Raw genomic sequence first — 23,295 nt, 5'->3', positions numbered from 1 at the left:
CTTGGCGGGGTGCAGGGGCGAAGCCCCGCCGGGGGCTGGGGCGGAGCCTCAGGGGCGGTCACCTCCCAGTCGGGCGAGACGGGTGGGAGGGTGCCCCGGGGTCCAGGGGCGGAGCCCCTGGCCAGAGCCCCGGTTCACCCACAGCCCGGCTCAGGCCAGCGCAGCGTCCAGCGCCCGCAGGAACCCGTCCACCGTCCCCCGGTCCCGCACGGCGACCCGCACCCACTCCTCCCCGAGCCCGGGAAACGTGTCCCCACGCCGTACCGCGTACCCCCGCTCCCGCAACCGCCCGCGCACCACAGCCGCCCCCGGCATGCGCACCAGGACGAACGGCCCCTCCGCAGGGGACACCACCCGCACGCCCCGCCCGGCGAACGCCGACAGGCCCGCCACCAGATGGCCCCGGTCCGCCGCCACCCGATGGGCCGCGTGCGCCGCCTCCGCCAGGGCCCGGGGGGCGACGCACGCCTCCGCCGCGGCCAGCGCGGGCGTGGACACCGGCCACAGCGGCTGGGCCCGCTCCAGTTCCGCGATCGTCTCCGGCGCGGCCAGCACGTAGCCGATCCGCAGCCCGGCCAGCCCCCACGTCTTGGTCAGACTGCGCAGCACCACCAGCCCGGGTACGTCCGTCCGCCCGGCCAGCGCCTCCCGCTCACCCGGCACCGCGTCCATGAACGCCTCGTCGACCACCAGCACCCGCCCGGGACGGGCGAGGGAGGCGATCGTCGCGGCCGGGTGCAGCACGGACGTCGGATTCGTCGGGTTGCCGATCACCACCAGGTCGGCATCCTCCGGCACCGCCGCCGGATCCAGCCGGAAGCCGTCCGCCTCCCGCAGCAGCACCCGGTCCACGGTGTGCCCCGCGTCCCGCAGGGCCGCCTCCGGCTCGGTGAACTGCGGATGCACCACCACCGGCCGGCGCACCTTCAGCGCCCGCGCGAGCAGCACGAACGCCTCCGCCGCCCCCGCCGTCAGCAGCACCCGCTCCACCGGCACCCCGTGCCGCCCGGCCACCGCCGCCCGCGCGGCCCGCCCGTCCGGGTAGGCCGCGAGCGCACCGAGGGACCCGGCTATGTGCTCCCGCAGCCACGCGGGCGGGGTGTCCGCGCGGACGTTGACGGCGAGGTCGACCAGCGCGGCCCCGTCGTCCCGGACCTCGGCGTCCCCGTGGTGACGCAGATCGTGCCCGCCCGTGGCGGTGTCCTCAGTGCGCATGGCTGTGTGCGTGCCCCCCGTGATGGTGATGCCCGTGCTCGTCGTCGTCCGGGTGGAAGTGCGGCTGCTGCGGCAGCCCCACCTTGTCCTCGAAGCCGGGCAGCGCGATGCGGTACACGCACGAGTCGCAGTTCATCCGCAGGTCGCCCTTGACGGCCTCCTCGTACCGCTCCATCACCAGGTCGAGCAGCTCCGGCTCGGGCCCGATGACGTCCGCCGACAGCACCTCGGTCTCCGGGTGCGCGGCGGCCCAGCCCTCGGTCTGCCGCCGTACCCGGTCCGGCAGGATGCCGGTGAACAGGAAGTACGGGAGTACGACGATCCGCCGCGCCCCCAGCTTCGCGCACCGGTCGAGACCGCTCGGTACGTCAGGTGCCGCCAGCGACACGAACGCCGTCTCCACACCGGCGTACCCGCGGCCCTCCCACAGCAGCCGGGCGGCCTTGTGCACCTCGGCGTTGGCGTCCGGGTCGGTCGAGCCGCGCCCGACGAGCAGCACGGTCACGTCGGCCCGGTCCTCCGGCCTGCGCACCGAGGAGCCGAGCGCCTCGTCCAGCCGCCGCTCCAGCACGTTCAGCAGCGCCGGGTGCGGGCCGAGCGGACGGCCGTAGGTGTAGGAGATCCCGGGGTGGTGTTCCTTCTCGCGGGCCAGCGCCGCCGGGATGTCGCCCTTGGCGTGCCCGGCGGACACCAGCATCAGCGGAACGGCGGCGAAACGGCGTACGCCCCGCTCCACCAGCTCGGTCACCGCGTCACCCAGCGGCGGCGGGGACAGCTCGATGAAACCGCCCGCGACGGGCAGCTCGGGGTGGCGGCGGCCCAGCTCCCGGACGAAGTCGCGGAACGCCTCGGCTCCGGCGTCGTCCCGGGTGCCGTGGCCGGCGATGAGCAGGGCGGGCGGCGGGGTGGTCACGGCTTCTCCTCAGCGGGAACGGGGTGGTACAGCAGGGCGTTGAGCGCGGCGGCGGCGACCGCCGAACCGCCCTTCTCGGACACGTTGCTCACGGCGGGCAGCCCGCTCTCGCGCAACGCGGCCTTGGACTCGGCCGCGCCGACGAAACCGACGGGCAGACCGATGACGAGCACGGGATCGGCGTTCAGCGTCAGCAACTCCTCCAGGGCCGTCGGCGCGTTGCCGATCACCCAGAGGGCGCCCGGACCGACCTGCTCGTACGCGAGCCGTATCGCTCGCGCCGAGCGGGTCAGCCCCGGCCCGGCCTCGGCGTCCCTCAGGCGGCAGACGGTCTCGCGCCGGGTGATGCCGGCCCCGACCATCTCCACGTCCACGACGACCGGAGCCCCGCCGTGCAGAGCGGTGTGCGCCCTCTCCAGGTCGCCCTCGTCCATGACGAGGTCGGTGGCGTACTCCAGGTCGGCGGCGGAGTGGATGACCCGCTCCACGATGGCCCGGGTCAGCGGCGGGAAGTGCGAGGTGTCCAGGCGGGCACGCAGCCGCCGGTAGGACTCCTGCTCGATCGGATGAACCACACGGTTCACTGGGCGCCCTCCTGCTCCTGACCCGTGGCGGAGCCGCTCGTCGACGCAGTGTCCTGCCAGCGGTAGCCGCGCGGCGTCACCATGCGGCCCCCGATCTCACGGGTCGCCGTGTTGCCCACGGTGACGACCGTCATCATGTCGACCGTCGCCGGGTCCAGCGCGGCCAGCGTCGTCAGCCGGGCGGACTCGTCCGGGCGCGAGGCGTTGCGTACGACACCGACGGGCGTCGTCGGCTCCCGGTGCCCGGAGAGGATGGCGAGCGCCTTGGGCAGCTGCCAGTCGCGGCCCCGGGAACGCGGGTTGTAGAAGGTGACCACGAGGTCCGCCTCGGCCGCCGCCCGCACCCGCCGCTCGATGACCTCCCACGGCGTGTGCAGGTCGGACAGGCTGATCGACACGTGGTCGTGGCCGAGCGGCGCGCCCAGGATCGCCCCGGCCGCGAGCGCCGCCGTCACGCCGGGCACACCGACCACGTCGATGTCGTCGGAGGCCTCGGCGAGCGCCGGGGACGCCATCGCGTACACGCCCGCGTCCCCGCTGCCGATCAACGCGACCGCGTGGCCGGCGCGGGCCTCGGCGACCGCCGTGCGGGCCCGCTCCTCCTCCGCGCCGAGCCCCGACTCCAGGATCCGGGTGCCGGGCCGCAGCAGGTCGCGGATCTGGTCGACGTACTGGTCGAGCCCGACGAGCACCGACGCGCGCCGCAGCTCCGCCTCGGCGCGCGGGGTGAGCAGGTCCCGGGCGCCCGGCCCGAGCCCGACCACCGCGAGCCGCCCGCGCCCCGGCCGCCGTACGACGGCGCAGGTCGCCATCGCGGGGCTCGCCGCCGACTTGCGCTTGGGGACGAGGAGTTCGCCGCCCCGGACCAGCGCGGCGGCCTCCGCGACGGACGGCGTGCCGACGGCGGCCAGGGGCGCGTCCGACGGGTTGGGCACCTCGACGCCCGCCAGCTCCTCGGCGGAGTACGTCACCAGCGGCACGCCCAGCCGCTCGGAGGCGGCCACGATCCCCGGCTCCGCCGCCTTGGCGTCGACGGTGGCGAGCTCGGCGACGGACTTCGCGGTGAGCCCGGCGTCCCGCAGCGCGGCCTCGATCAGCCCGAGCACCTCGTCGGCCGGCGCGCCCCTGGAGGCCCCGACCCCGACGACCAGGGACGGCGGCCGCAGCAGCACCTCGCGCTCGCCCGCCTCGACGTCCCGGTCGGTCAGCCGGATGGTGTACGCCCCCTCCGGCACCGTCGGCAGCGGAGGCAGCGGCCACGCGAACTCGGCCTCCAGGGCGACGGGTTCGCCGTCCAGCAGGGCCCGCGAAACCGTCGCGACGGAGCCCTCCACCGGAAATCCGAGCGTGTCCAGGCCCGGCAGGCCGACGGAGTCCGTCGCGGTGGTCACCACCGGCTCGGCACCCAGCAACCCGCCCACCTCACGGGCGAGTTCGTTGGCCCCGCCGCCGTGCCCGCCCACCAGCGACACGGCGAACCGTCCGCCCTCGTCGACGCACACCACACCCGGGTCCGACACCTTGTCCGCCAGCAGCGGCGCCACGAGCCGCACCACGGCCCCCGTGGCCAGGAAGCACACGAGCTGCTCGCACTCCGCGAACGCGGCCCGCACGGCGTCCCCGACGGGACCCTCGTACACGCGCGTACGGTCCGGCCACGCGGCGGCGACCCGGTCGCGCGCGGATGCCCCCGCCGCGGTGGCGGAAATGAGGCCGATCACAAAGCAACTCCTCTACTACGAATGGGGGTTCTGACCCCCCACAGCAGAAAAACGGGATTGGTCGCGGCGAGCCGGGTCACATCTCCCGGCAGCGGCGCCAGCCGCGACGACTGAAGCAGCACGCCTTCGCACTCGAACCCGGCATCGGCGAGCGCGGCCCGGGCCGCCGGGACCCGGTCCAGCGCGGCCATCGCGACGACCACGGTCCGCCGGGCCCGCCGCGCGCACACACCGACGATGTCGGGCAGCTCGCGCCCCCCGCCGCCGACGAACACGGCGTCGGGATCGTCGAGCCCGGCCAGCGCCTGCGGTGCCGTGCCGTGCACCACGTGCACGTCCACGCCGTGCGCGGCGGCGTTGGCGTGGATCCGCTCCACCCCGTCCGGGGCCTTCTCCACCGCGCTGACGGCGGCACCGAGCCGCGCGCACTCCACGGCGACGGACCCGGACCCGGAGCCCACGTCCCACACCAGCTCGCCGGGGCGCGGCCCGAGCCGGGCCAGGGCCAGCGCCCGCACCTCGAACTTGGTGATCATCGAGTCGCGGTGGGCGAAGTCACCCTCGTCCAGTGCCCACCCGGGCGGAGCCACGGAGGCCGGCCCCGCGAGCGTCCGTAGGGGACCGAGCGTCCGCGACTCGTCCAGGCACAGCACGACGCTCACCGCCGTACCCCAGTCGCGTCCCGCGGCCTCGGCCGGCGTGACCCGCTCGACACGCTCGTTCGCCGAGCCCAGCGCCGACGCGACGACGAGGACCCGGCCGGGCGCGGTGCGGGTGAGCGCGGCACCCAGCTCGGCCGGTCCGGCGCCGGGCCCGGTCAGCACCGCGACCTTGGGATGCGCCCGGCACACGTGCACGGCCGTCCGCGCGGCCCGCCCGTGCGCGCTGACCACCACCGCGTCGTCCCAGGTCAGCCCCAGCCGCGCGAAAGCCGCCGCGACCGACGACACCCCCGGCCGGACATCCAGCAGCTCGGACCCGAACCGCTCGGCGAGCGCCCGCACGATCCCGAAGAACCCGGGATCGCCGGAGGCCAGCACGACCACGCGCCGGTCCTTGTCGACGTACTCCCGCATGGCGTCCAGGGCGGGTGCCAGCGGGCCGAGCACGATCCGCTCGGCGGTCTCCGGCAGCACCGCGGCGTCCAGGTGCCGCCGCCCGCCCACGACGAGCTCGGCCCCCGCCAGGGCGTCGGCGTCGACCGGCGCCCCGGTTCCCGTACCGACGACCGTGATCACGTACTCGCCCCCCGCTCGCGCAGGGCCCTGCGGGCCTCGGGGTCGGCCTTGCGGTAGCCGTGGAAGTGACCCGGGTGGTACAGGTGCGAGCGGGTGCCCTCGGCGGCCAGGGCCGGGCCGACCAGGAAGAGGGTGTGCTTCCAGAGCTTGTGCTCCTTGACGGTCTCCTCCAGCGTGCCGACCGTGCACCTGACGACCAGTTCCTCCGGCCAGGTCGCCTGGTACGCGACGACGACCGGGGTGGTGGTCGGGTAGCCGCCCTCCAGCAGCTCCCGCACCAGCTGCCCGCTGCGGGCCGCGGACAGGAAGACCGCCATGGTGGTGCCGTGCTTGGCGAACTCGCGCACCTCCTCGCCGGGCGGCATCGGCGTCTTGCCGCCGCCCAGCCGGGTGAGGACGACCGACTGCGCCACCTCGGGGATGGTCAGCTCCCGCTGCGCGAGGGCGGCCACGGCGGAGAAGGCGGAGACGCCGGGCACGACCTCCGTCCCGATCCCGAGCCGGGCACACCGGTCGAGCTGCTCCTGCGTGCCGCCCCACAGCGCCGGGTCGCCGGAGTGGATCCGGGCCACCTTCAGTCCCTCCCGGTGGGCCCGCTCGTACACGGCGACGACGTCCTCCAGCGACATGGTCGCCGAGTCCAGGATCTCCGCGCCCTCCCGCGCGTGCTCCAGGACCTCCGCCTGGACCAGGCTGGCCGCCCAGATCACCACGTCGGCCTCGGCGATCGCCCGCGCGGCACGGAACGTCAGCAGGTCGGCGGCGCCGGGGCCGGCACCGACGAAGGTCACCTTGCCGGTGGGGGCATCGGCCATGAGAATCTGTCCTCTCCTACAAGTCCTACGAGCAAAAGTCCTGTGAGTGCGGCGGCTACGGCCGTGTGTGCGTGAGCGCGGGTCGATCGGATAGCAAGAGCACATGGCGGTCTTCGTCGCGCTGGGCGCGTTCCTGATGACGCTGGCCGGGGGCTGGACGGCACAACGCGTGACCGACCGCCGCCACCTGGTCCTGGGCCTGGCCGGCGGCCTGATGCTGGGCGTGGTCGGCCTCGACCTGCTGCCGGAGGCGCTGCGCGCGGCCGGCCGCGAGGTGTTCGGCGTACCGGCGGCCCTGCTGCTGTTCGTGGCCGGCTTCCTCGTGGCCCACCTGGTGGAACGCACCCTGGCCGCACGGCAGGCCGCGCACGGCGGCGCCGAGGGACACAACCACCGCGCGCCCGAGGTGGGCCTGGCGGCCGCGTCCGCGATGGTCGGCCACAGCACCATGGACGGCGTCGCGATCGGCGCGGCCTTCCAGGTCGGCGGCGGCATGGGCACGGCGGTCGCGCTCGCCGTCATCGCCCACGACTTCGCGGACGGCTTCAACACCTTCACCATCACGAGCCTGTACGGCAACGCGCGCCGCAAGGCCGTCGCGATGCTCGTCGCCGACGCCTGCGCGCCCGTGCTGGGCGCCGCCTCGACCGCGTTCCTGAGCATCCCGGAGGCGTTCCTCGGCGGCTATCTCGGCCTGTTCGGCGGCGCGCTGCTCTACCTCGCCGCCGCCGAGATCCTCCCCGAGGCCCACCACGAGCACCCCGCCCGTTCCACCCTGCTGTGCACGGTGGCCGGAGCGGCGTTCATCTGGCTCGTGGTCGGCCTCTCCGGCTGACGAGTGCGGCGCTCTCACAGCTTCCCGCCCCGCCCGCCGTCGCGCCGCGCGGGCGCGATCAGCGTGGAGAGGTACGGCAGCGGACCGCCGTCCAGTTCGGCGGCCGGCCGTATCGACTCCTCCGCAAGACCGAGCGCCGACCCCCACACGGCGCCGTCGAGCCGCCCGGTCTCCCGCAGCGCCTCGGCCACCTCCGCGGCCTGCCTCCCGAACTTGTACGCCACGACCGTCCCGGGACCCGCGAGGGCCTCCTTGAGCACGGCCGAGCCGGCGGTGACCGGCACCAGCGTCAGCGGCTCGGTGCCCTCGGTGAGCACGGCACCCGAGCGTGCGGCGAGATCCTGCATGGCGGTGATCCCGGGCACGGTCTCCACGACGGTCCCCGGCACCAGCTCCGTGATCGTCTGCGCCAGATACGTGAATGTCGAATACACGTTCGGGTCCCCGATGGTCGCGAACGCCACGGCCCCCCGCTCCCTGAGCAACCCGGCGACCCGATCCCCGGCCGCGTCCCAGGCGCTCTCCCGCCGCGCCCGGTCGGTCCGCTCGTTGAGCGCGAACACGACCCGTACGACCTTCTCCTCCGGCACGTAGTGCAGCACGGTCGCCTCGGCCCGCCCGCGCTCGCCGCTGTCCATCACCGGTACGACGACGACGTCGGCGGCGCGAAGGGCGTTGACCCCCTTCACGGTCATCAGCTCCGGATCACCGGGCCCCACCCCGACCCCGACCAGCCTGCTGCTCATGACGTCCGGCACCTCTCCACGAACCGACGGGCCACACCGGGCTCGGACGCCCAGTGCGTGTGCAGGTAACTCGCGTGCACGCCCTGCTGTACAAAACCTTCGACGCGCCGCCGGGGGCCGCGTACACCCCAGGCGGGCGCCGCCCCCGCCTCCGGCTCGACGACCGTCCGGTGGAACTCGTGCCCCCGCATCCGCGTCCCCGCGTCGGCGAGCACACTGTCACTCACGGCGACGGCGTCCCGGTAGCCGAGCGTCAGCCGCTCGCTCATCCGGGCGGAGGCGTCGAGCACCCCGCACATGGGCTGCCCGTCGAGCTCCCGGCCCAGGTAGAGCAGCCCGGCACACTCGGCGGCGACCGGAGACCCGCCCAGTGCGAGTTCGGCGACGGCCTTGCGCAGGGGTTCGTTGGCGGACAGCTCGGTGGCGTACACCTCCGGGAATCCCCCACCGATGACCAACCCACGGGTACCGTCCGGCAGCCGCTCATCGCGAAGCGGATCGAAGGCCACAACGGCGGCCCCGGCAGCGGTGAGCAGCTCGGCATGCTCGGCATACGAGAACGTGAACGCCTCCCCACCGGCAACAGCCACCACCAGCCCGTCCGGCGTTTGAGGACGAGGCCGTTCAGGCCGATCGGGGGTCGAAGGGGCGGAGCCCCTGGAGGACGGGAAGGGCAGGGGCGGCGGGGGCGCTGTATCCATCAGCGGCTCCGCCGCGGGAGCCAAGGCCTCAGCCGCGTCCCAGGCCGCACACGACAATGCTCCCGCACTGCGCGCCAGCCCGGCCAACGCCTCCAGATCACACCCGTCGGAGACCTGCGCCGCCATCGCGGCGACGGCCTCCACCGCCGAAGCCCGCCGCTCGGCGACCGGCACCAGCCCCAGATGCCGCGACGGCGTGTCGACCTGAGCCACCCGCCGAAGCACCCCGAGCACCGGCACCCCGGCCGAGTCCAGCGCCTCCCGCAACAACTCCTCATGCCGGTCGGACGCCACCTTGTTCAGGATCACGCCCCCGACCCGCACCTCCGGATCCCACGACGCGAACCCGTGCACCAGCGCCGCCACCGACCGCGACTGCGACGACGCGTCCACGACGAGCACCACCGGCGCCCGCAGCAGCTTCGCCACATGGGCGGTGGACGCCAGTTCACCCTCCCCGGCGGCCCCGTCGTACAGCCCCATCACGCCCTCGACGACGGCGATGTCGCACCCGCGCGCCCCGTGCAGGAACAGCGGCCCGATCAGCTCGGGCCCGCACAGGTAGGCGTCGAGGTTGCGTCCCACCCGCCCGGTGGCGAGCGCGTGATACCCGGGGTCGATGTAGTCGGGCCCGACCTTGTGCGGGGACACGGCGAGCCCCCGCCCGGTCAGCGCCGCCATCAACCCCGTGGCAACGGTGGTCTTGCCGCTGCCGGAGGACGGCGCGGCGACGACCAGCCGGGGCACGGACGAGGACATCACCACTCGATGCCCCTCTGCCCCTTCTGCCCGGCGTCCATGGGGTGCTTGACCTTGGACATGTCGGTGACGAGGTCCGCGAACTCCACGAGCTTCTCGGGCGCGTTCCGCCCGGTGATCACGACATGCTGGGTCCCGGGCCGGTCGCGCAGCACCTCCACGACCTCGTCGGTGTCGACCCATCCCCAGTGCATCGGGTAGGCGAACTCGTCCAGCACGTAGAGCTTGTAGGTCTCGGCGGCCAGGTCACGCTTGACCTGCTCCCAGCCCTCGCGGGCCTTCTCCTCGTTGTCCATCTGGGCATCCCGCTGGACCCAGGACCACCCCTCGCCCATCTTGTGCCAGTCGACGGACCCGCCCTCCCCGGACGCCCCGAGCACCCGCAGCGCGTTCTCCTCGCCGACCTTCCACTTGGCCGACTTGACGAACTGGAACACCCCGATGGGCCACCCCTGGTTCCAGGCGCGCAGGGCGAGCCCGAAGGCGGCGGTCGACTTGCCCTTCCCGATGCCCGTGTGCACGACCACCAGCGGACGGTTGCGCCGCTGACGCGTGGTCAGCCCGTCGTCCGGCACCACACTCGGCTGTCCCTGAGGCATTACGCGGCCCTCCTCTGTACGTCCTTCACCAGTCCGGCGATGCTGTCCGCCCGCAGCTCGTCCAGCGTCACCGCCGTACCGCCGAGCTCACCCGCGAGCTGCCCGGCGAGCCCCAGCCGCACGGGCCCCGACTCGCAGTCGACGACCACGGAGGCGGTCCCCTCGGCCGCGAACAGCCGGGCCGCACGCCCGGCGAGCGCGACCGGCTCCGGGCCACCGGTGGCCCGCCCGTCCGTCACGACCACGACCAGCGCACGCCGCGCCGGATCCCGCAGCCGCTCCACGCGCAGCACGTCGTGTGCCTTCAGCAGCCCGGCGGCGAGCGGAGTCCGCCCGCCGGTGGGCAGCGACTCCAGCCGGGCCGCCGCCGCGTCCACGGACGACGTGGGCGGCAACGCCACCTCGGCGGCCGCCCCCCGGAACGTCACGAGCCCCACCTTGTCCCGCCGCTGGTAGGCGTCGAGCAGCAGCGACAGCACGGCGCCCTTCACGGCACTCATCCGCTGCCGGGCCGCCATCGACCCGGAGGCGTCGACGACGAACAGCACGAGGTTGCCCTCACGCCCTTCGCGTGTCGCCTGCCGCAGATCGTCCCGCCGCACGACGAGACCCGGCCCCGACCGCCCCCGGGCCCGCTGGTGCGGGGCGGCGGCCTGCACGGTCGCGGCGAGGTGCAGCTTGGTCAGCGTGCCCCGTGGGCGCCGGGCCCCGGTGGTCCGCCCGTGCTCGGTCCGCGCCCGCGAGCGCCGCCCGGCGGCACCCTCGCCGATGCCGGGGACGCTGAGGACCTTGGCGCGGAAGGGCTCGGAGGCCCGCGCCGGGGCCTGTTCGCCCGCTCCGGCGCCGGACGGCTGCGACTCCCCGCCCTCACCGGCCTCGGGGCGCGCGCCGGTGTCCCCGCCCTGCGGGTCGCCGTCGCCCTGCGGGGGCTGCCCGCCGCCACCGCCACCGGGGCCGTCGGGGTCCGGGTCCTCGTCGTCCACGTCGTCCTCGCCGGAGAACTCCTCCAGCGTCTGGTCCAGCTTGTCCTCGTCGAGGCCGGGCGCGTCGAAGGGATTGCGGCGCCGGCGGTGCGGCAGCGCCAGCAGCGCCGCCTGCCGCACGTCCTCCGCGAGCACGTCGGTCCGCCCGGCCCAGGCGGCCAGCGCGGTGGCGGTCCGCGCCATCACGATGTCGGCCCGCATGCCGTCCACCTCGAAGGCCGCGCAGGTCGCCGCGATCTGCCTGAGCGCTCCGTCGCCCAGCCGCACCGACGGCAACAGCTCCCGCGCCGCGACGATCCGCGCCCGGACGGCGGCCTCCTCGTCCGCCCAGCGGGCGGCGAAGCCGGCGGGATCGTCGTCGTACGCCAGCCGTCGCCGTACGACCTCCACCCGCTGCTCGGGTTCCCGCGAGGCCGCGACCTCCACGGTCAGCCCGAACCGGTCCAGCAACTGAGGCCGCAGCTCGCCCTCTTCGGGGTTCATGGTGCCGACCAGCAGGAACTTCGCGGCGTGCCGTACGGAGACACCCTCGCGTTCGACGTACGACGCGCCCATCGCCGCCGCGTCGAGCAGCAGGTCGACCAGGTGGTCGTGGAGGAGGTTGACCTCGTCGACGTAGAGGATCCCGCGGTGCGCGTCGGCGAGGAGCCCCGGCTCGAAGGCCTTCACGCCCTCCGCCAGCGCCCGCTCGATGTCGAGCGCCCCGACCAGCCGGTCCTCGGAGGCACCGACCGGCAGCTCGACCATCCGCGCCGGCCGGGACTCGAACGCCCCCGGCTCGTGCGGCCCGTCCGGGCAGGCGGGGTCGGGGGAGCCGGGGTCACAGGAGAAACGGCACCCGGAGACGACGTCGACCTGAGGCATCAGCGCCGAGAGCGCGCGCACCGCGGTCGACTTGGCCGTGCCCTTCTCACCGCGCACGAGCACACCGCCGACCGCCGAGGACACGGCGTTCAGCAGCAGCGCGAGCCGCAGGTCGTCCTGGCCGACGACGGCCGTGAACGGAAACGGGGTACTCACTTCTCGTCGCCCTCCAAGTCGCCTTCCAGCTCCAGGTAGGTGGCGCGCAGCCGTTCGAGGGTGTCCGCGTCCGGCTCGGCCCACAGCCCCCGGTCGGCGGCCTCCAGGAGCCGCTCGGTGATCCCGCGCAGTGCCCACGGGTTGGACTTCTTCATGAAGTCCCGGTTCTCGGCGTCGAAGACGTACTCCGCGCTGAGCTTCTCGTACATCCAGTCGTCGACCACGCCGGCGGTGGCGTCGTAGCCGAAGAGGTAGTCGACGGTCGCCGCCATCTCGAAGGCGCCCTTGTAGCCGTGCCGGCGCATGGCCGCCATCCAGCGCGGGTTGACCACGCGGGCGCGGAAGACGCGGTGGGTCTCCTCGCCGAGCGTGCGGGTCTTCACCTGGTCGGGCACGGCCGAGTCGCCGACGTACGCCTCGGGGGAGGCCCCTGTCAGGTGCCGCACCATGGCGACCATGCCGCCGTGGTACTGGAAGTAGTCGTCGGCGTCGACGAGGTCGTGCTCGCGGGTGTCGACGTTCTTCGCGGCGACGGCGATCCGCTTGAACGCCGTCTCCATGTCCCCGCGGGCCGCCCGCCCGTCGAGCCCGCGCCCGTACGCGTAGCCGCCCCACACCGCGTACACCTCGGCGAGGTCGGCGTCGGAGCGCCAGTTCCGCGCGTCGATCAGCGGCAGCAGACCCGCGCCGTAGGCCCCCGGCTTGGAGCCGAAGACACGGGCGGTCGCGCGCCGCCGGTCGCCGTGCCGGGCGGTGTCCTCGTCGGCGTGGGCGCGGACGAAGTTGCTCTCGGCGGGCTCAGCCAGCTCGGCCACCGCCCGCACCGCGTCGTCGATCAGGCCGACGACGTGCGGGAACGCGTCCCGGAAGAAGCCGGAGATGCGCACGGTGACATCGATGCGCGGCCGGCCCAGCTCCGTCAGGGGGACGACCTCGAAGCCCGTCACACGGCGCGAGGCGTCGTCCCAGACGGGCCGGCAGCCCAGCAGCGAGAGGATCTCGGCGATGTCGTCGCCCTGGGTGCGCATGGCGGACGTGCCCCAGACCGTCAGGCCGACGGACTTCGGGTACTCGCCCGTGTCCTGGAGATAGCGCGCGACCAGCGAGTCCGCCAGCGACTGGCCGACCTCCCAGCTCAGCCTGGAGGGGATGGCCTTGGGGTCGACGGAGTAGAAGTTACGGCCGGTCGGCAGGACGTTCACCAGGCCGCGGGTCGGCGAGCCGGACGGGCCCGCCGGGACGTAACCGCCGTCCAGCGCACGGAGGATGTGGCCGATCTCGTCGGTGGTCCTCGCGAGCCGCGGTACGACCTCCGTGCAGGCGAACTCCAACACGGCGACCGCGTCAGGGAGTTCCGCGCCGAGCACGTCACCCGCCAGACCGGCGGCGGCCGTCACGTCCCACGCCCGGGCTTCCATGCCCTCGGCGACCCGCCGGCACAGCTGCTCCAGCAGGTCGATCGTGTCGGCGGCCGTCCGCGCCGGACCCTCCACCAGGTCCGTCAGCTCCACCGGCACCTTCACCGGGGCGCCCGGCTCGGCCAGCAGTTCCTTCTCCACCAGCCCGAAGTGAGCCGCCAGCGAAGCCCTCAGCCCGGGCAGCGCGTTCGCCTGCCCGCCCCACACCTGCGAGGCCCGCAACACGGCGAGCACGAGGTTCACGCGCGGTTCGCCGACCGGGCCGCCGCCCAGGATGTGCAGACCGTCGCGGATCTGCACGTCCTTGATCTCGCAGAGGTAGCCGTCGATGTGCATGACGAACTCGTCGAACTCGGCGTCGTCCGGCTGCTCGGCCACGTGCAGGTCGTGGTGCAGCTCGGCCGCCTTGACCAGGGTCCAGATCTGCGCCCGCACCGCCGGTGCCTTCGCCGGGTCCAGGTCGGAGACCAGCGCGTACTCGTCGAGCAGCTGCTCCAGCTTGGCCAGGTCGCCGTAGGTGTCGGCGCGGGCCATCGGCGGCACCAGGTGGTCGACGACCGTGGCGTGCCCGCGCCGCTTGGCCTGGGTGCCCTCGCCGGGGTCGTTGACGATGAACGGGTAGATCAGCGGGAGGTCGCCGAGGACGGCGTCCGGGGCGCAGCCGCGCGACAGCCCGAGGCCCTTGCCGGGCAGCCATTCCATCGTGCCGTGCTTGCCCATGTGCACGATCGCGTCGGCGCCGAAGCCCCCCTCCGATGTCGCGGCTTCCAGCCACCGGTAGGCCGCCATGTAGTGGTGCGACGGCGGCATGTCGGGGTCGTGGTAGATCGCGATCGGGTTCTCGCCGAAGCCGCGCGGCGGCTGGATCATCACGACGACGTTCCCGAACCGGAGGGAGGCGAGGACGATGTCGTCGCCGTCGACGTAGAGGGAGCCCGGCGGCTCGCCCCACGCCTCCAGCATGGCGTCCCGCAGCTCCGGGTCGAGCTTGTCGAACCACGCCCGGTAGTCGGCCAGCGGCACGCGCGCGGGCGCGGCGGCCAGCTGCTCCTCCGTGAGCCACTCGACGTCGTGCCCGCCGGCCTCGATGAGGCGGTGGATCAGCTCGTCACCGTTGTCGGGGTATGCGCTGAGCCCGTACCCGGCGTCCCTGAGGGAGTCCATCACCCGTACCGCAGAGGCCGGGGTGTCCAGTCCCACCGCGTTGCCGACCCGGGAGTGCTTGGTCGGGTAGGCGGTGAAGACCAGCGCGATCCTCTTCTCCGCGTTGGCCTTGTGCCTCAACTGGGCGTGGCGTACGGCGATCCCGGCGACGCGCCCGGCCCGCTCGGGGTCGGCCACGTACACCGGTACATCGTCGGGGCCCTGCTCCTTGAAGGAGAACGGCACGGTGACGATCCGACCGTCGAACTCCGGGATCGCGACCTGCATCGCCGCGTCCATGGGGGAGAGGGCGGCGTCGGACTCGGCCCAGGCGGCGTGCGACGAGGTGAGGCACAGGCCCTGGAGCACGGGGATGTTCAGGTCGGCGAGCGCCCCGATGTCCCAGGACTCCTCGTCGCCGCCGGCCGACGCCTGCGAGGCGTGCGTGCCGCCCGCGGCGAGCACGGTGGCCACCAGGGCGTCCGCCCGGCCGAGGATCTCGTACAGCCCGGCGTCGGCACCGCGCAGCGAACCGCAGTAGACGGGCAGCGCGTTGGCGCCCCGCGCCTCGATCGCGTCGCACAGGGTGTCCACGAAGGCGGTGTTGCCGCTCAGTTCGTGGGCGCGGTAGAAGAGCACGCCGACGGTCGGGCGGCCGTCCTGGAACGTATGCGAGCCGTGCACGCCGTACTCCGGCATCTGCCGTGGCTCGACGAACCCCTCACCGGTCAGCAGCACGGTGTCGGACAGGAACCGGGCGAGCTCGGTCAGGTTCTCCGGGCCGCCCTCCACGAGGTACTTGAGCGCCTCGGCCACGACACCGGCGGGCACGGACGACTCGGCCATCAACTCGGCGTCGGGCACGGCCTCGCCGCCGAGCAGCACGGTCGGCACGCCCGAGGCCTTCAGGGCGGCGAGCCCGTCCTCCCAGGCGCGCTTGCCGCCGAGCAGCCGTACGACGGCGATGTCGGCGCCCGCGAGGAGCGACGGCAGCTCGGCCGCCACGTCCACCCGGGTCGGGTTGCCGATCCGGTAGGACCCGCCGGAGGCCCGCGCCGCCAGCAGATCGGTGTCGGCGGTCGACAACAACAACACTGTGCTCATGCGGGTGCTCCCGGTGGAATGAAGGGCAGTCCTTGCGGCGCGCCCGACTCGATGAGCCGCCAGAGCGCGTCCGTGTCCGCGTGCTGTTCGATCAGGTCGCCGAGCCGGTCGAGCTGCTCCTCGCGCAGCGCGGCGAAGGAGGTGTCGTCGGCGGGCACGAAGCGGCGGCCCGCGGCGGCGGCCACCTCGCGCAGGAAGGCCCGCCGGAAGCCGTCCGACTCCAGTGAGCCGTGCCAGTGCGTGCCCCAGGTCTGGCCGACCCGGCAGCCGTCCAGGAAGGGAACCCCTCCTGTCACGTCGGCGACCCCGTGATGGATCTCGTACCCCTCGACCCGCTCGCCGAGGGCCTCGCCCACCGGCCGGGTGAGGGTCTTCTCGCGGGCGAACCGCACCCGCACGGGGAGGACTCCGAGGCCTGGTACGTGGCCGCGCCGGCTCTCGACCTCGTCCTCGATGTGCTCGCCGAGGATCTGGAACCCGCCGCAGATGCCGAGCACGGGCCGCCGGTCGGCGGCCCTGCGGACGAGGGCCTCGGCCAGCCCCCGCTCCCGCAGCCACTGAAGTGCCCGGACCGTCCCCCGGGTCCCCGGGATCACCACGAGGTCGGCGTCGGCCAGTTCCTCGGGCCGGTCCACGAACCGCACGACGACGCCCGGTTCGGCCGCCAGCGCGTCCACGTCCGTGAAGTTGGACATCAGCGGGATCGCGCACACGGCGACCCGCAGCACGTCCTCGCCGACGGGCGGGGCGGTGTTCGACTCGCGGACCGTTCCGCGCAGCGAGACCCGCAGCCCGTCCTCCTCGTCGATGCCGAGCCCGTGCCGGAAGGGCAGCACGCCGTACGTCCGCCGCCCGGTGAGGCCGTGCAGCATGTCGAGGCCGGGTTCCAGCAGGGAGACGTCGCCGCGGAACTTGTTGACGAGGAACCCGGCGACGAGTTCCTGGTCCTCGGGGGAGAGCAGGGCGACGGTCCCGAAGAAGGAGGCGAAGACGCCCCCGCGGTCGATGTCGCCGACGACGAGCACGGGCAGCCGCGCGTTCCTCGCGATCCCCATGTTCACGATGTCGGTCCGCCGCAGATTGATCTCGGCGGGCGAGCCGGCCCCCTCACAGATCACCGCGTCATACGTGCCCCGCAACTCCTCCAGGCACTCCAGCACGGTCCCCAGCAATCGCTGTTGCCGCCCGCCGTGGTACCCGCGCGCGCTCAGCTCGCCCACGGGCTTGCCCAGCAGCACCACTTGACTGCTCTGTTCCCCGCCGGGCTTGAGCAGCACGGGATTCATCAGCGCGGTCGGCTCGACGCGGCACGCCTGCGCCTGCATGGCCTGCGCCCGCCCGATCTCCGCGCCCTGGCGCGTCACGAACGAGTTGAGGGACATGTTCTGCGCCTTGAAGGGCGCGACCTTGACCCCCTGCCGCACCAGCCAGCGGCAGATGCCGGCCGTGACGACGCTCTTGCCCGCGTCGGAGGTGGTGCCGGCGACGAGGAGACCCCCGCTCATTTCCCACGTCCCTTCACGACGATGCGCGCGGCGACGCCGACGCCGAGCGCGAGCAGGCCGACGCGCTTCGAGAGCCGTACGGCGCGTTCGATGTCGGGTACGGCGACGGCTCGTCCCTCCTGGTTCAGCACCGGTCGGTGTTCCACCCGCCCGCCGTACGACAGCGTCCCGCCCAGCCGCACGCCGAGCGCGCCCGCGAACGACGCCTCCACGGGACCGGCGTTGGGGCTCGGATGCCTGTCCGCGTCGGCGCGCCAGGCCCGTACGGCACCGCGGGGGTCGTCCCCGGCCGCGGCGGCCAGTACGGCGGTCAGCCGTGCCCCCGGCCAGCCCGCGAGGTCGTCGAGCCGGGCCGAGGCCCACCCGTACCGCCGGTACCTGGGCGACTTGTGCCCGACCATGGCGTCGAGGGTGTTGACGGCCCGGAAGCCCAGCAGCCCGGGAACCCCGCCCACGGCTCCCCACACCAGGGCGCCCACCACCGCGTCGGAGGTGTTCTCGGCGACGGACTCCACGACGGCACGGGCGATCCCGTCGGCGTCGAGCGTCTGCGGGTCCCTGCCGCACAGGTGCGGCAGCCGCGCCCGGGCAGCCTCGACGTCCCCGGCCTGAAGGGCACGCCCGATGCCACGGGCCTCGCGCGCGAGGGAGGTTCCGCCCACGACGGCCCAGGTGGCGGCGGCGGTCAGCGCGACGGAGGCGGCACGGGAGGGACGTACGGCCGCGGCGGCGACGGCTCCCAGCCCGACGGCACCGCCCACGCACACCGCGGTGTGCAGCGCGCCCCACCCCCGGTGGTCCCGCCACAGCACCCGCTCCACGGCACCGGCGGCCCGCCCGAACGTGGCCACCGGATGCCCGCGTCGCGGATCACCGAGCAGCTGGTCGCCGAGGAGGCCGGCGGCGGCGCCGTACGCGAAGACGCGATCGGCACGCATCGGCTCAGCCGGCCGTGGGGTCGGGCTGCGACCTGGTGCTGAACCTCGAACGGCAGGCGAGCATGGCGATATGTCCTCACTCAGGGTGTCCGCGCCCTGGTTCGACGAGACCGGCGGTGGGAGTTCCTGGCTCCCGGGGCTACCTACCCCGGTGACAGTGGCGGGACCGCGCCGGATTCACACCGGCTTCCTCCCTTGCCGCCGTACATGGCCCCGGAAGTCCACCACGGCCCCGGAAGGGCCGTCAACTTGCTGTTGACCTGCATCGGGAGAGTGTGCTGAGGCCCACATCGAGGTCCGGGCGACGGCGGGGCGGCATACGAAAAGGCTCCTCCCCGAAGCCTTCGAAATCTTCGAAGTCGTCGGGGAGGAGCCTGTGAGGCCTCGGTCAGGCCTTGTTCATGATCAGGTAGATCCCGTAGGCCACCGCTGCCGCGCATCCCGCGAAGCACACGTACGCGCCGGCGACGGCCAGCGCCGCCGAGTCGCCCTGCGCGACGGCGCGTTCGCGTCGCGACAGGCCCTGGACGCCCAGGGTGAAGAGGGCCACCAGGCCGACGGTGACCGCGAGACTGACGCCGAAGACGGAGCCGAGGGCTGCCCAGTCGATCTTCATAACAGAGCTGCTTTCTTGGTGCCCGGGTGCCCGGGATCAGACGGCGGCGGCCGGCGGGGTCGCCGGGTCGGCGGCGACGGGTGCCGCGGGGGACGGGATCGTGGCCGACAGGTCCTCGGCCACCACACCCACCGGGGGCGGGGTGACGACGGCGATCGCGGTGGTGACCACGCCGGCCGGCTCCTCGGTCTCGTTGACGTTGGTCGCGTCGACCACCTCGCGGCGGGAGAGCTTCCAGATCGCGGCGCTGGAGGCCACGAGGAAGACCGCCACCAGCGCGGTGCCCCAGTCGCCGAGGTCCGTGACCGTCTCGGCGAGCGCGCCGACCAGCGCGGCGGCCGGGAGGGTCAGCGCCCAGGCGACGAACATGCGGGTCGCCGTGGACCAGCGGACCACGCCGCCCTTGCGCCCCAGACCCGCGCCCATCACGGAGCCGGAGACGACGTGGGTGGTGGAGAGGGAGAAGCCGAGGTGGGAGGAGGCGAGGATGGCGGTCGCGGCGCTCGTCTGGGCCGCGAAGCCCTGCCGCGGCTCCAGTTCGGTCAGGCCCTTGCCCATGGTGCGGATGATGCGCCAGCCGCCGATGTAGGTGCCGAGTGCGATGGCCATGCCCGCGGAGAGGATCACCCAGGTGGGAGGGTTGGAGCCGGGGGCGATGGAACCGCCGGCGATCAGCGCGAGGGTGATGATGCCCATCGTCTTCTGCGCGTCGTTGGTGCCGTGGGCGAGGGAGACCAGACCGGCCGAGGCGATCTGGCCGGCGCGGTAGCCCCTGCGGGTGGCCTCGCCCTCGGCGTCCTTGCCGATGCCGTAGGAGAACCGGGTGGCGAGCATCGCCGCGATGCCGGCGACGACCGGTGCGGCGACCGCCGGGAGCAGCACCTTGGTGACGAGCACGTCACCGTGGACGGCACCGAAGCCCGCGGAGGCGACGGTGGCGCCGATCAGGCCGCCCATGAGGGCGTGCGAGGAACTGGAGGGCAGCCCCACCAGCCAGGTCAGCAGGTTCCAGAGGATCGCGCCGACCAGGGCGGCGAATATGACCTCGGGACGTATGCCGTTCTCGTCGACGAGACCCTTGGAGATCGTGTTGGCGACCTCCACGGACAGGAAGGCACCCACAAGGTTGAGCACGGCGGACATGGCCACCGCGACCTTGGGCTTGAGCGCGCCGGTCGAGATGGTGGTGGCCATCGCGTTGGCGGTGTCGTGGAAACCGTTCGTGAAATCGAACGCGAGTGCGGTTACGACCACAATCGCGAGGATCAGCGAGAAGCTTTCCATTTACCCAGGCATTCTTTCGAGCGTCATTGGCTGGTTGACCGTAGGCAACCTGAGTGAACGGAAGGTGAACTGAGACAGGCATCGTGATGTCGGAATCCCTGGCCGTCCTCAGTCGTCCTCAGTCGTCCTCAGTCGTCCTCGGTCACCCTCAGTCGTCCGTGGCGAACGACTTCAGCCCCGCCGGCGAGCCGTTGAAGAGGTTCTGGTCGCCCGGCAGGCTGCCGCTGTTGTCGTACTGCCAGAAGGTCCAGGAGGACCACCCGGCCGGCAGGGCGCCCGGGTCCCCGGAATGGCGGGCGAGCCACAGGGCGTGGTCGGCGAAGGCGCGGCTGCGGCCGGTGCAGTCGTTCCACCAGTGGGTGGTGGTGTAGATCACCGGGCGGCGGCCGGTCTCCCGTTTCATCTCGTCGCTGAAGTCCTGGATCCAGTCGACCATCCTCGCCTTGCTCAGGCCGTAGCACTTGTGCCCGTTGTCGTACGGGTCGTACTCGATGTCCAGTGCGGGCGGCAGGGTCCAGCCGTCGGCGGTCCAGGAGCCGCCGTGGTGCACGAAGTACGCGGCCTGGGCGGCACCCGGCGACTCGTCCGGCAGTGCGAAGTGGTACGCCCCCCGGATCAGGCCGGCCTCGCGCGAGCCGCTGTACTGCCGGCTGAAATAGGGGTTGCGGTAGTCGGTGGACTCGGTGGCCTTGATGTAGACGAACCGGGCGCCCTTGGCCTTCGCTTCCGCCCAGTCGATGTTCTTCTGGTGGGACGAGACGTCGTGGCCCCTGGGCAGGCCCGCCGCCGTGGCCCGGGTGCCGACGAGGGCCGCCGCCCCGACGGCGAGCGCCGCCGTGGTCGTCACGAGCAGGCGGGCGCGGAGACGGGACAGATCCATGATTCCCCCCGGAATGGCGACGTGCACGACAAAACGTGCAGAGAGTATTGGAAGATCATGTGATGAACGATGATCTCCGGCCAAGCATGGATAGAGGGGTATTTATGGTGCTATGCACCCTTTCGGAGGGCTCGATTCCGGCCTAGACTGCGCCGCCGTGACACCGCGTCAGCCGCCCCCTGGCAGGATCACGGCCATGGCTGAAGAGAGCAGGGGCGTGCGTGAGCAGGAGTCACGGGCCTGGGAGGCGCTGGTCGCGACGGCCCGCCGGACCGTGGCCGACGGACTCGTCGTCGGCACCTCCGGCAACGTGTCGGTGCGCGTCGGCGACACCGTGCTGGTCACGCCGTCGGGCATCCCGTACGACCGGCTGACGCGGCACGACGTGACCGGCGTCGACCTCACCGGACGGCAGGTGCTCGGCACCCTGGTGCCGACCAGCGAACTGCCCATGCACCTGGCCGTGTACCGCACCACCGACGCCGCCGTCGGCGCCGTCGTCCATACGCACGCCGTGCACGCCACGGCCGTCTCGACCCTCGTCACCGAACTCCCGACGGTCCACTACATGACCAGCGCGCTCGGCGGCCCCGTCCGCGTCGCCCCCTACGCGACCTACGGCACCGAGGAGTTGGCCGAGAACATGCTCCGCGCCCTCGCCGACCGCTCCGGCTGCCTCCTCCAGAACCACGGCACGATCACCTACGGCACCACCCTCGACCAGGCCTACGACCGCACCGCCCAGCTGGAATGGATGTGCCGCCTGTGGCTGACGGCGTCCTCGGTGCCCGGTCTGACACCGTCCCTGCTGACCCCGGAGCAGCTGGCCGAGGTGGGGGAGAAGCTGCGGGGGTACGGCCGGCGGAGGTGAGGGCGGCCGGGGATCGAAAGGGGATTGAAAAGGGCCTCCCGCTGGAACCCGCAAGGACATGTCACCCCGACACCCGCTCCCGCTGGCCGGTCGGTCGGCCCACCGGGACACTGGACCCGTGCGCACCGTCACAGCGGCGGCCTCGGCCGTCACCGCGGTCCTGGCGGCCGGCGCGGCCGGTGTGGCCGCCGGCCGGATGGCCAGCGACGCCGCGCTCAGGGCCGCCCCCGGCAGACCGCTGCCCACCGAGCCCCGGCTCACCGTGCACGCCATGGCCGAGGGCCGGCTCGCCCTCACCCGCGCCCTGGCCTCCCTGCGTCCCGGCACCTACGGCCTGGCCGGCGACGGCTCGCACGCCGTCGTCGGCCCCGTCCTCGAGGCCGCCGCGCCCTCCGCCGACACCATCGTACGCCGCCTGGAGCGCGTCACCCACGGCACGCTCGACCCCGGCGACCAGGTCTGGCTCACCCCCAACCTGTACGTCGGCAACCCGGGCGCCGCCCTCGGCCTCGACCACGCCGACATCGACGTGCCCGGCGAACTCGGCGCCCTGCCCGCCTGGTTCGTGCCCGGCGCCCGGGACACCTGGGTGATCGCGGTGCACGGCCTCGGCACCACCCGCGAACACTCCATGAACGTCATGGGGTTCCTGCACGAACTGCGGTTCTCCGTGCTCGCCCTCGCCTACCGCGGCGACCTCGGCGCGCCCCGCCCCCCGGACGGCCTGAACCACCTCGGCGAGACCGAGTGGCGCGACCTCGACGCGGCGATCCGCTACGCCGTCCGCTACGGCGCCCGGCGCGTCGTCCTCTACGGCTGGTCCACCGGCGCCGCCATGGCCCTGCGCGCCGCCGCCCGCTCCACCCTGCGCGACCATGTCTCCGGGCTCGTCCTGGACTCGCCGGTGCTCAACTGGGAGGCCACGCTGCGCGCCCTCGCCGCGGCCCGGGGCGCGCCCGACTTCCTGCTGCCGCTCGCCGTGCGAGCCGCGCAGGGCCGCGCGGGCCTGCGCGCCGACCGCCCCGCGGAGACCGCCGACCCGGCGCGGCTGAGCGTGCCCACGCTGCTGATCCACGGACCGGACGACGTGGTGGCCCCCTGGGAGTACTCCCGCCGCCTCGCGGCCGGGCGCGGCGACCGGGTCGCCCTGCACACCGTGCGGAACGCCCCGCACGGGGCGATGTGGAACGCCGACCCGAAGGAGTACGAGGAGACCGTACGGCGGTTCCTGACGCCACTGATGTGAGCGCCCGGCAGGGGTCGGATGCCCTGGTTCCAGCGGTTCCGTTCAAGGCCGTACCACTGGCCTGAACACCCCTCCCCGGCCTCCTCAGGAACATGTCCGTTGGCCCACCCTGTCGCCCGCCGTGACATTCCGTTTGGGTTTTCGGACCGTCAACCGGAAGA

The 23,295-nt window shown here is 73.6% G+C and carries 19 protein-coding genes and 1 riboswitch; of the genes, 3 read left to right on the top strand and 16 right to left on the bottom strand.

The features are described 5' to 3' along the window. Positions 1 to 150 precede the first annotated feature (150 nt). From cobC to cobM, 6 genes are read right to left on the bottom strand one after another with little or no spacing between them, the layout of a single operon-like run. Positions 151 to 1,215: an Rv2231c family pyridoxal phosphate-dependent protein CobC gene (gene cobC / locus ABZ915_RS42340; RefSeq protein ID WP_361814683.1), complete on the bottom strand. Its 1,065-nt coding sequence runs from the start codon at positions 1,213 to 1,215 to the stop codon at positions 151 to 153. Continuing rightward, entirely contained in the window at positions 1,205 to 2,128 is a 924-nt protein-coding gene (locus ABZ915_RS42335) for a sirohydrochlorin chelatase (RefSeq protein WP_361814680.1), read from the bottom strand. Before ABZ915_RS42335 ends, cobC begins: the two co-directional genes overlap by 11 nt. After that, complete coding sequence (locus ABZ915_RS42330) at positions 2,125 to 2,712, bottom strand: precorrin-8X methylmutase (protein ID WP_361814677.1); 588 nt, start codon at positions 2,710 to 2,712, stop codon at positions 2,125 to 2,127. Before ABZ915_RS42330 ends, ABZ915_RS42335 begins: the two co-directional genes overlap by 4 nt. Then, positions 2,709 to 4,433: a precorrin-3B C(17)-methyltransferase gene (gene cobJ / locus ABZ915_RS42325; RefSeq protein ID WP_361814675.1), complete on the bottom strand. Its 1,725-nt coding sequence runs from the start codon at positions 4,431 to 4,433 to the stop codon at positions 2,709 to 2,711. Before cobJ ends, ABZ915_RS42330 begins: the two co-directional genes overlap by 4 nt. Continuing rightward, positions 4,430 to 5,671, bottom strand: a complete 1,242-nt coding sequence (cbiE, locus tag ABZ915_RS42320) for a precorrin-6y C5,15-methyltransferase (decarboxylating) subunit CbiE (RefSeq protein WP_361814672.1) — start codon at positions 5,669 to 5,671, stop codon at positions 4,430 to 4,432. Before cbiE ends, cobJ begins: the two co-directional genes overlap by 4 nt. Then, positions 5,668 to 6,486, bottom strand: a complete 819-nt coding sequence (gene cobM / locus ABZ915_RS42315; protein WP_361814670.1) for a precorrin-4 C(11)-methyltransferase — start codon at positions 6,484 to 6,486, stop codon at positions 5,668 to 5,670. Before cobM ends, cbiE begins: the two co-directional genes overlap by 4 nt. Positions 6,487 to 6,589: 103 nt before the next feature. Here cobM and ABZ915_RS42310 point away from each other — a divergent pair, with 103 nt between their 5' ends. Next, positions 6,590 to 7,321 carry a ZIP family metal transporter gene (locus ABZ915_RS42310; protein WP_361814667.1) on the top strand — a complete coding sequence of 244 codons (732 nt, stop codon included), beginning with the start codon at positions 6,590 to 6,592 and terminating at the stop codon, positions 7,319 to 7,321. Positions 7,322 to 7,335: 14 nt separating this feature from the next. Here the strand turns inward: ABZ915_RS42310 and cobI are convergent, their stop codons facing one another. The 10 genes from cobI to ABZ915_RS42260 all read right to left on the bottom strand — a co-directional run bounded on the left by cobI (position 7,336) and on the right by ABZ915_RS42260 (position 21,017). Beyond that, entirely contained in the window at positions 7,336 to 8,067 is a 732-nt protein-coding gene (gene cobI / locus ABZ915_RS42305; RefSeq protein WP_361814664.1) for a precorrin-2 C(20)-methyltransferase, read from the bottom strand. Then, entirely contained in the window at positions 8,064 to 9,527 is a 1,464-nt protein-coding gene (locus ABZ915_RS42300; RefSeq protein ID WP_361814661.1) for a cobyrinate a,c-diamide synthase, read from the bottom strand. The genes cobI and ABZ915_RS42300 overlap by 4 nt, the downstream gene beginning before the upstream one ends. Next, the gene (gene cobO, locus ABZ915_RS42295; protein ID WP_361814658.1) at positions 9,527 to 10,126 is read right to left on the bottom strand and encodes a cob(I)yrinic acid a,c-diamide adenosyltransferase; all 600 of its coding nucleotides are present in this window, start codon (positions 10,124 to 10,126) and stop codon (positions 9,527 to 9,529) included. The genes ABZ915_RS42300 and cobO overlap by 1 nt, the downstream gene beginning before the upstream one ends. After that, positions 10,126 to 12,129, bottom strand: a complete 2,004-nt coding sequence (locus ABZ915_RS42290; protein WP_361814655.1) for a putative cobaltochelatase — start codon at positions 12,127 to 12,129, stop codon at positions 10,126 to 10,128. The genes cobO and ABZ915_RS42290 overlap by 1 nt, the downstream gene beginning before the upstream one ends. Further along, the gene (cobN, locus tag ABZ915_RS42285) at positions 12,126 to 15,794 is read right to left on the bottom strand and encodes a cobaltochelatase subunit CobN (RefSeq protein WP_361814652.1); all 3,669 of its coding nucleotides are present in this window, start codon (positions 15,792 to 15,794) and stop codon (positions 12,126 to 12,128) included. Before cobN ends, ABZ915_RS42290 begins: the two co-directional genes overlap by 4 nt. Further along, positions 15,791 to 17,299 carry a cobyric acid synthase gene (locus ABZ915_RS42280; protein ID WP_361814649.1) on the bottom strand — a complete coding sequence of 503 codons (1,509 nt, stop codon included), beginning with the start codon at positions 17,297 to 17,299 and terminating at the stop codon, positions 15,791 to 15,793. The genes cobN and ABZ915_RS42280 overlap by 4 nt, the downstream gene beginning before the upstream one ends. Continuing rightward, positions 17,296 to 18,237: a cobalamin biosynthesis protein gene (locus ABZ915_RS42275; RefSeq protein WP_361814646.1), complete on the bottom strand. Its 942-nt coding sequence runs from the start codon at positions 18,235 to 18,237 to the stop codon at positions 17,296 to 17,298. Before ABZ915_RS42275 ends, ABZ915_RS42280 begins: the two co-directional genes overlap by 4 nt. A gap of 100 nt (positions 18,238 to 18,337) precedes the next feature. Continuing rightward, a riboswitch (cobalamin riboswitch) is annotated at positions 18,338 to 18,478 on the bottom strand. Between the two features lie 147 nt (positions 18,479 to 18,625). Next, positions 18,626 to 18,853, bottom strand: coding sequence for a hypothetical protein (locus ABZ915_RS42270; RefSeq protein ID WP_361814644.1), 228 nt, complete (start codon positions 18,851 to 18,853; stop codon positions 18,626 to 18,628). 36 nt (positions 18,854 to 18,889) lie between these two features. Then, on the bottom strand, positions 18,890 to 20,137 hold the full coding sequence (locus tag ABZ915_RS42265) for an inorganic phosphate transporter (protein ID WP_361814641.1): 1,248 nt from the start codon (positions 20,135 to 20,137) through the stop codon (positions 18,890 to 18,892). 148 nt (positions 20,138 to 20,285) lie between these two features. Next, the gene (locus ABZ915_RS42260; RefSeq protein ID WP_361814638.1) at positions 20,286 to 21,017 is read right to left on the bottom strand and encodes a lysozyme; all 732 of its coding nucleotides are present in this window, start codon (positions 21,015 to 21,017) and stop codon (positions 20,286 to 20,288) included. 196 nt (positions 21,018 to 21,213) lie between these two features. Between ABZ915_RS42260 and ABZ915_RS42255 the strand changes: the two genes are divergently transcribed. After that, on the top strand, positions 21,214 to 21,888 hold the full coding sequence (locus tag ABZ915_RS42255; protein WP_361814635.1) for a class II aldolase/adducin family protein: 675 nt from the start codon (positions 21,214 to 21,216) through the stop codon (positions 21,886 to 21,888). A 118-nt stretch (positions 21,889 to 22,006) separates the two neighbouring features. Further along, positions 22,007 to 23,134 carry an alpha/beta fold hydrolase gene (locus ABZ915_RS42250; RefSeq protein WP_361814632.1) on the top strand — a complete coding sequence of 376 codons (1,128 nt, stop codon included), beginning with the start codon at positions 22,007 to 22,009 and terminating at the stop codon, positions 23,132 to 23,134. Positions 23,135 to 23,295 lie beyond the last annotated feature (161 nt).

The organism is Streptomyces sp. NPDC046915, assembly GCF_040644935.1.
Classification (GTDB): domain Bacteria; phylum Actinomycetota; class Actinomycetes; order Streptomycetales; family Streptomycetaceae; genus Streptomyces.
This window is presented reverse-complemented; position numbering and strand designations above follow the sequence as displayed.

Bases quoted from the DNA above. Each gene is read 5' to 3' on its own strand.
- ABZ915_RS42300 (WP_361814661.1), bottom strand. From the start codon at position 9,527: ATGTCCTCGTCCGTGCCCCGGCTGGTCGTCGCCGCGCCGTCCTCCGGC.
- cobO (WP_361814658.1), bottom strand. From the start codon at position 10,126: ATGCCTCAGGGACAGCCGAGTGTGGTGCCGGACGACGGGCTGACCACG.
- ABZ915_RS42280 (WP_361814649.1), bottom strand. From the start codon at position 17,299: ATGAGCGGGGGTCTCCTCGTCGCCGGCACCACCTCCGACGCGGGCAAG.
- ABZ915_RS42255 (WP_361814635.1), top strand. From the start codon at position 21,214: ATGGCTGAAGAGAGCAGGGGCGTGCGTGAGCAGGAGTCACGGGCCTGG.
- cobN (WP_361814652.1), bottom strand. From the start codon at position 15,794: ATGAGCACAGTGTTGTTGTTGTCGACCGCCGACACCGATCTGCTGGCG.
- ABZ915_RS42275 (WP_361814646.1), bottom strand. From the start codon at position 18,237: ATGCGTGCCGATCGCGTCTTCGCGTACGGCGCCGCCGCCGGCCTCCTC.
- ABZ915_RS42270 (WP_361814644.1), bottom strand. From the start codon at position 18,853: ATGAAGATCGACTGGGCAGCCCTCGGCTCCGTCTTCGGCGTCAGTCTC.
- ABZ915_RS42260 (WP_361814638.1), bottom strand. From the start codon at position 21,017: ATGGATCTGTCCCGTCTCCGCGCCCGCCTGCTCGTGACGACCACGGCG.
- cobC (WP_361814683.1), bottom strand. From the start codon at position 1,215: ATGCGCACTGAGGACACCGCCACGGGCGGGCACGATCTGCGTCACCAC.
- ABZ915_RS42310 (WP_361814667.1), top strand. From the start codon at position 6,590: ATGGCGGTCTTCGTCGCGCTGGGCGCGTTCCTGATGACGCTGGCCGGG.
- ABZ915_RS42265 (WP_361814641.1), bottom strand. From the start codon at position 20,137: ATGGAAAGCTTCTCGCTGATCCTCGCGATTGTGGTCGTAACCGCACTC.
- cobM (WP_361814670.1), bottom strand. From the start codon at position 6,486: ATGGCCGATGCCCCCACCGGCAAGGTGACCTTCGTCGGTGCCGGCCCC.
- cobI (WP_361814664.1), bottom strand. From the start codon at position 8,067: ATGAGCAGCAGGCTGGTCGGGGTCGGGGTGGGGCCCGGTGATCCGGAG.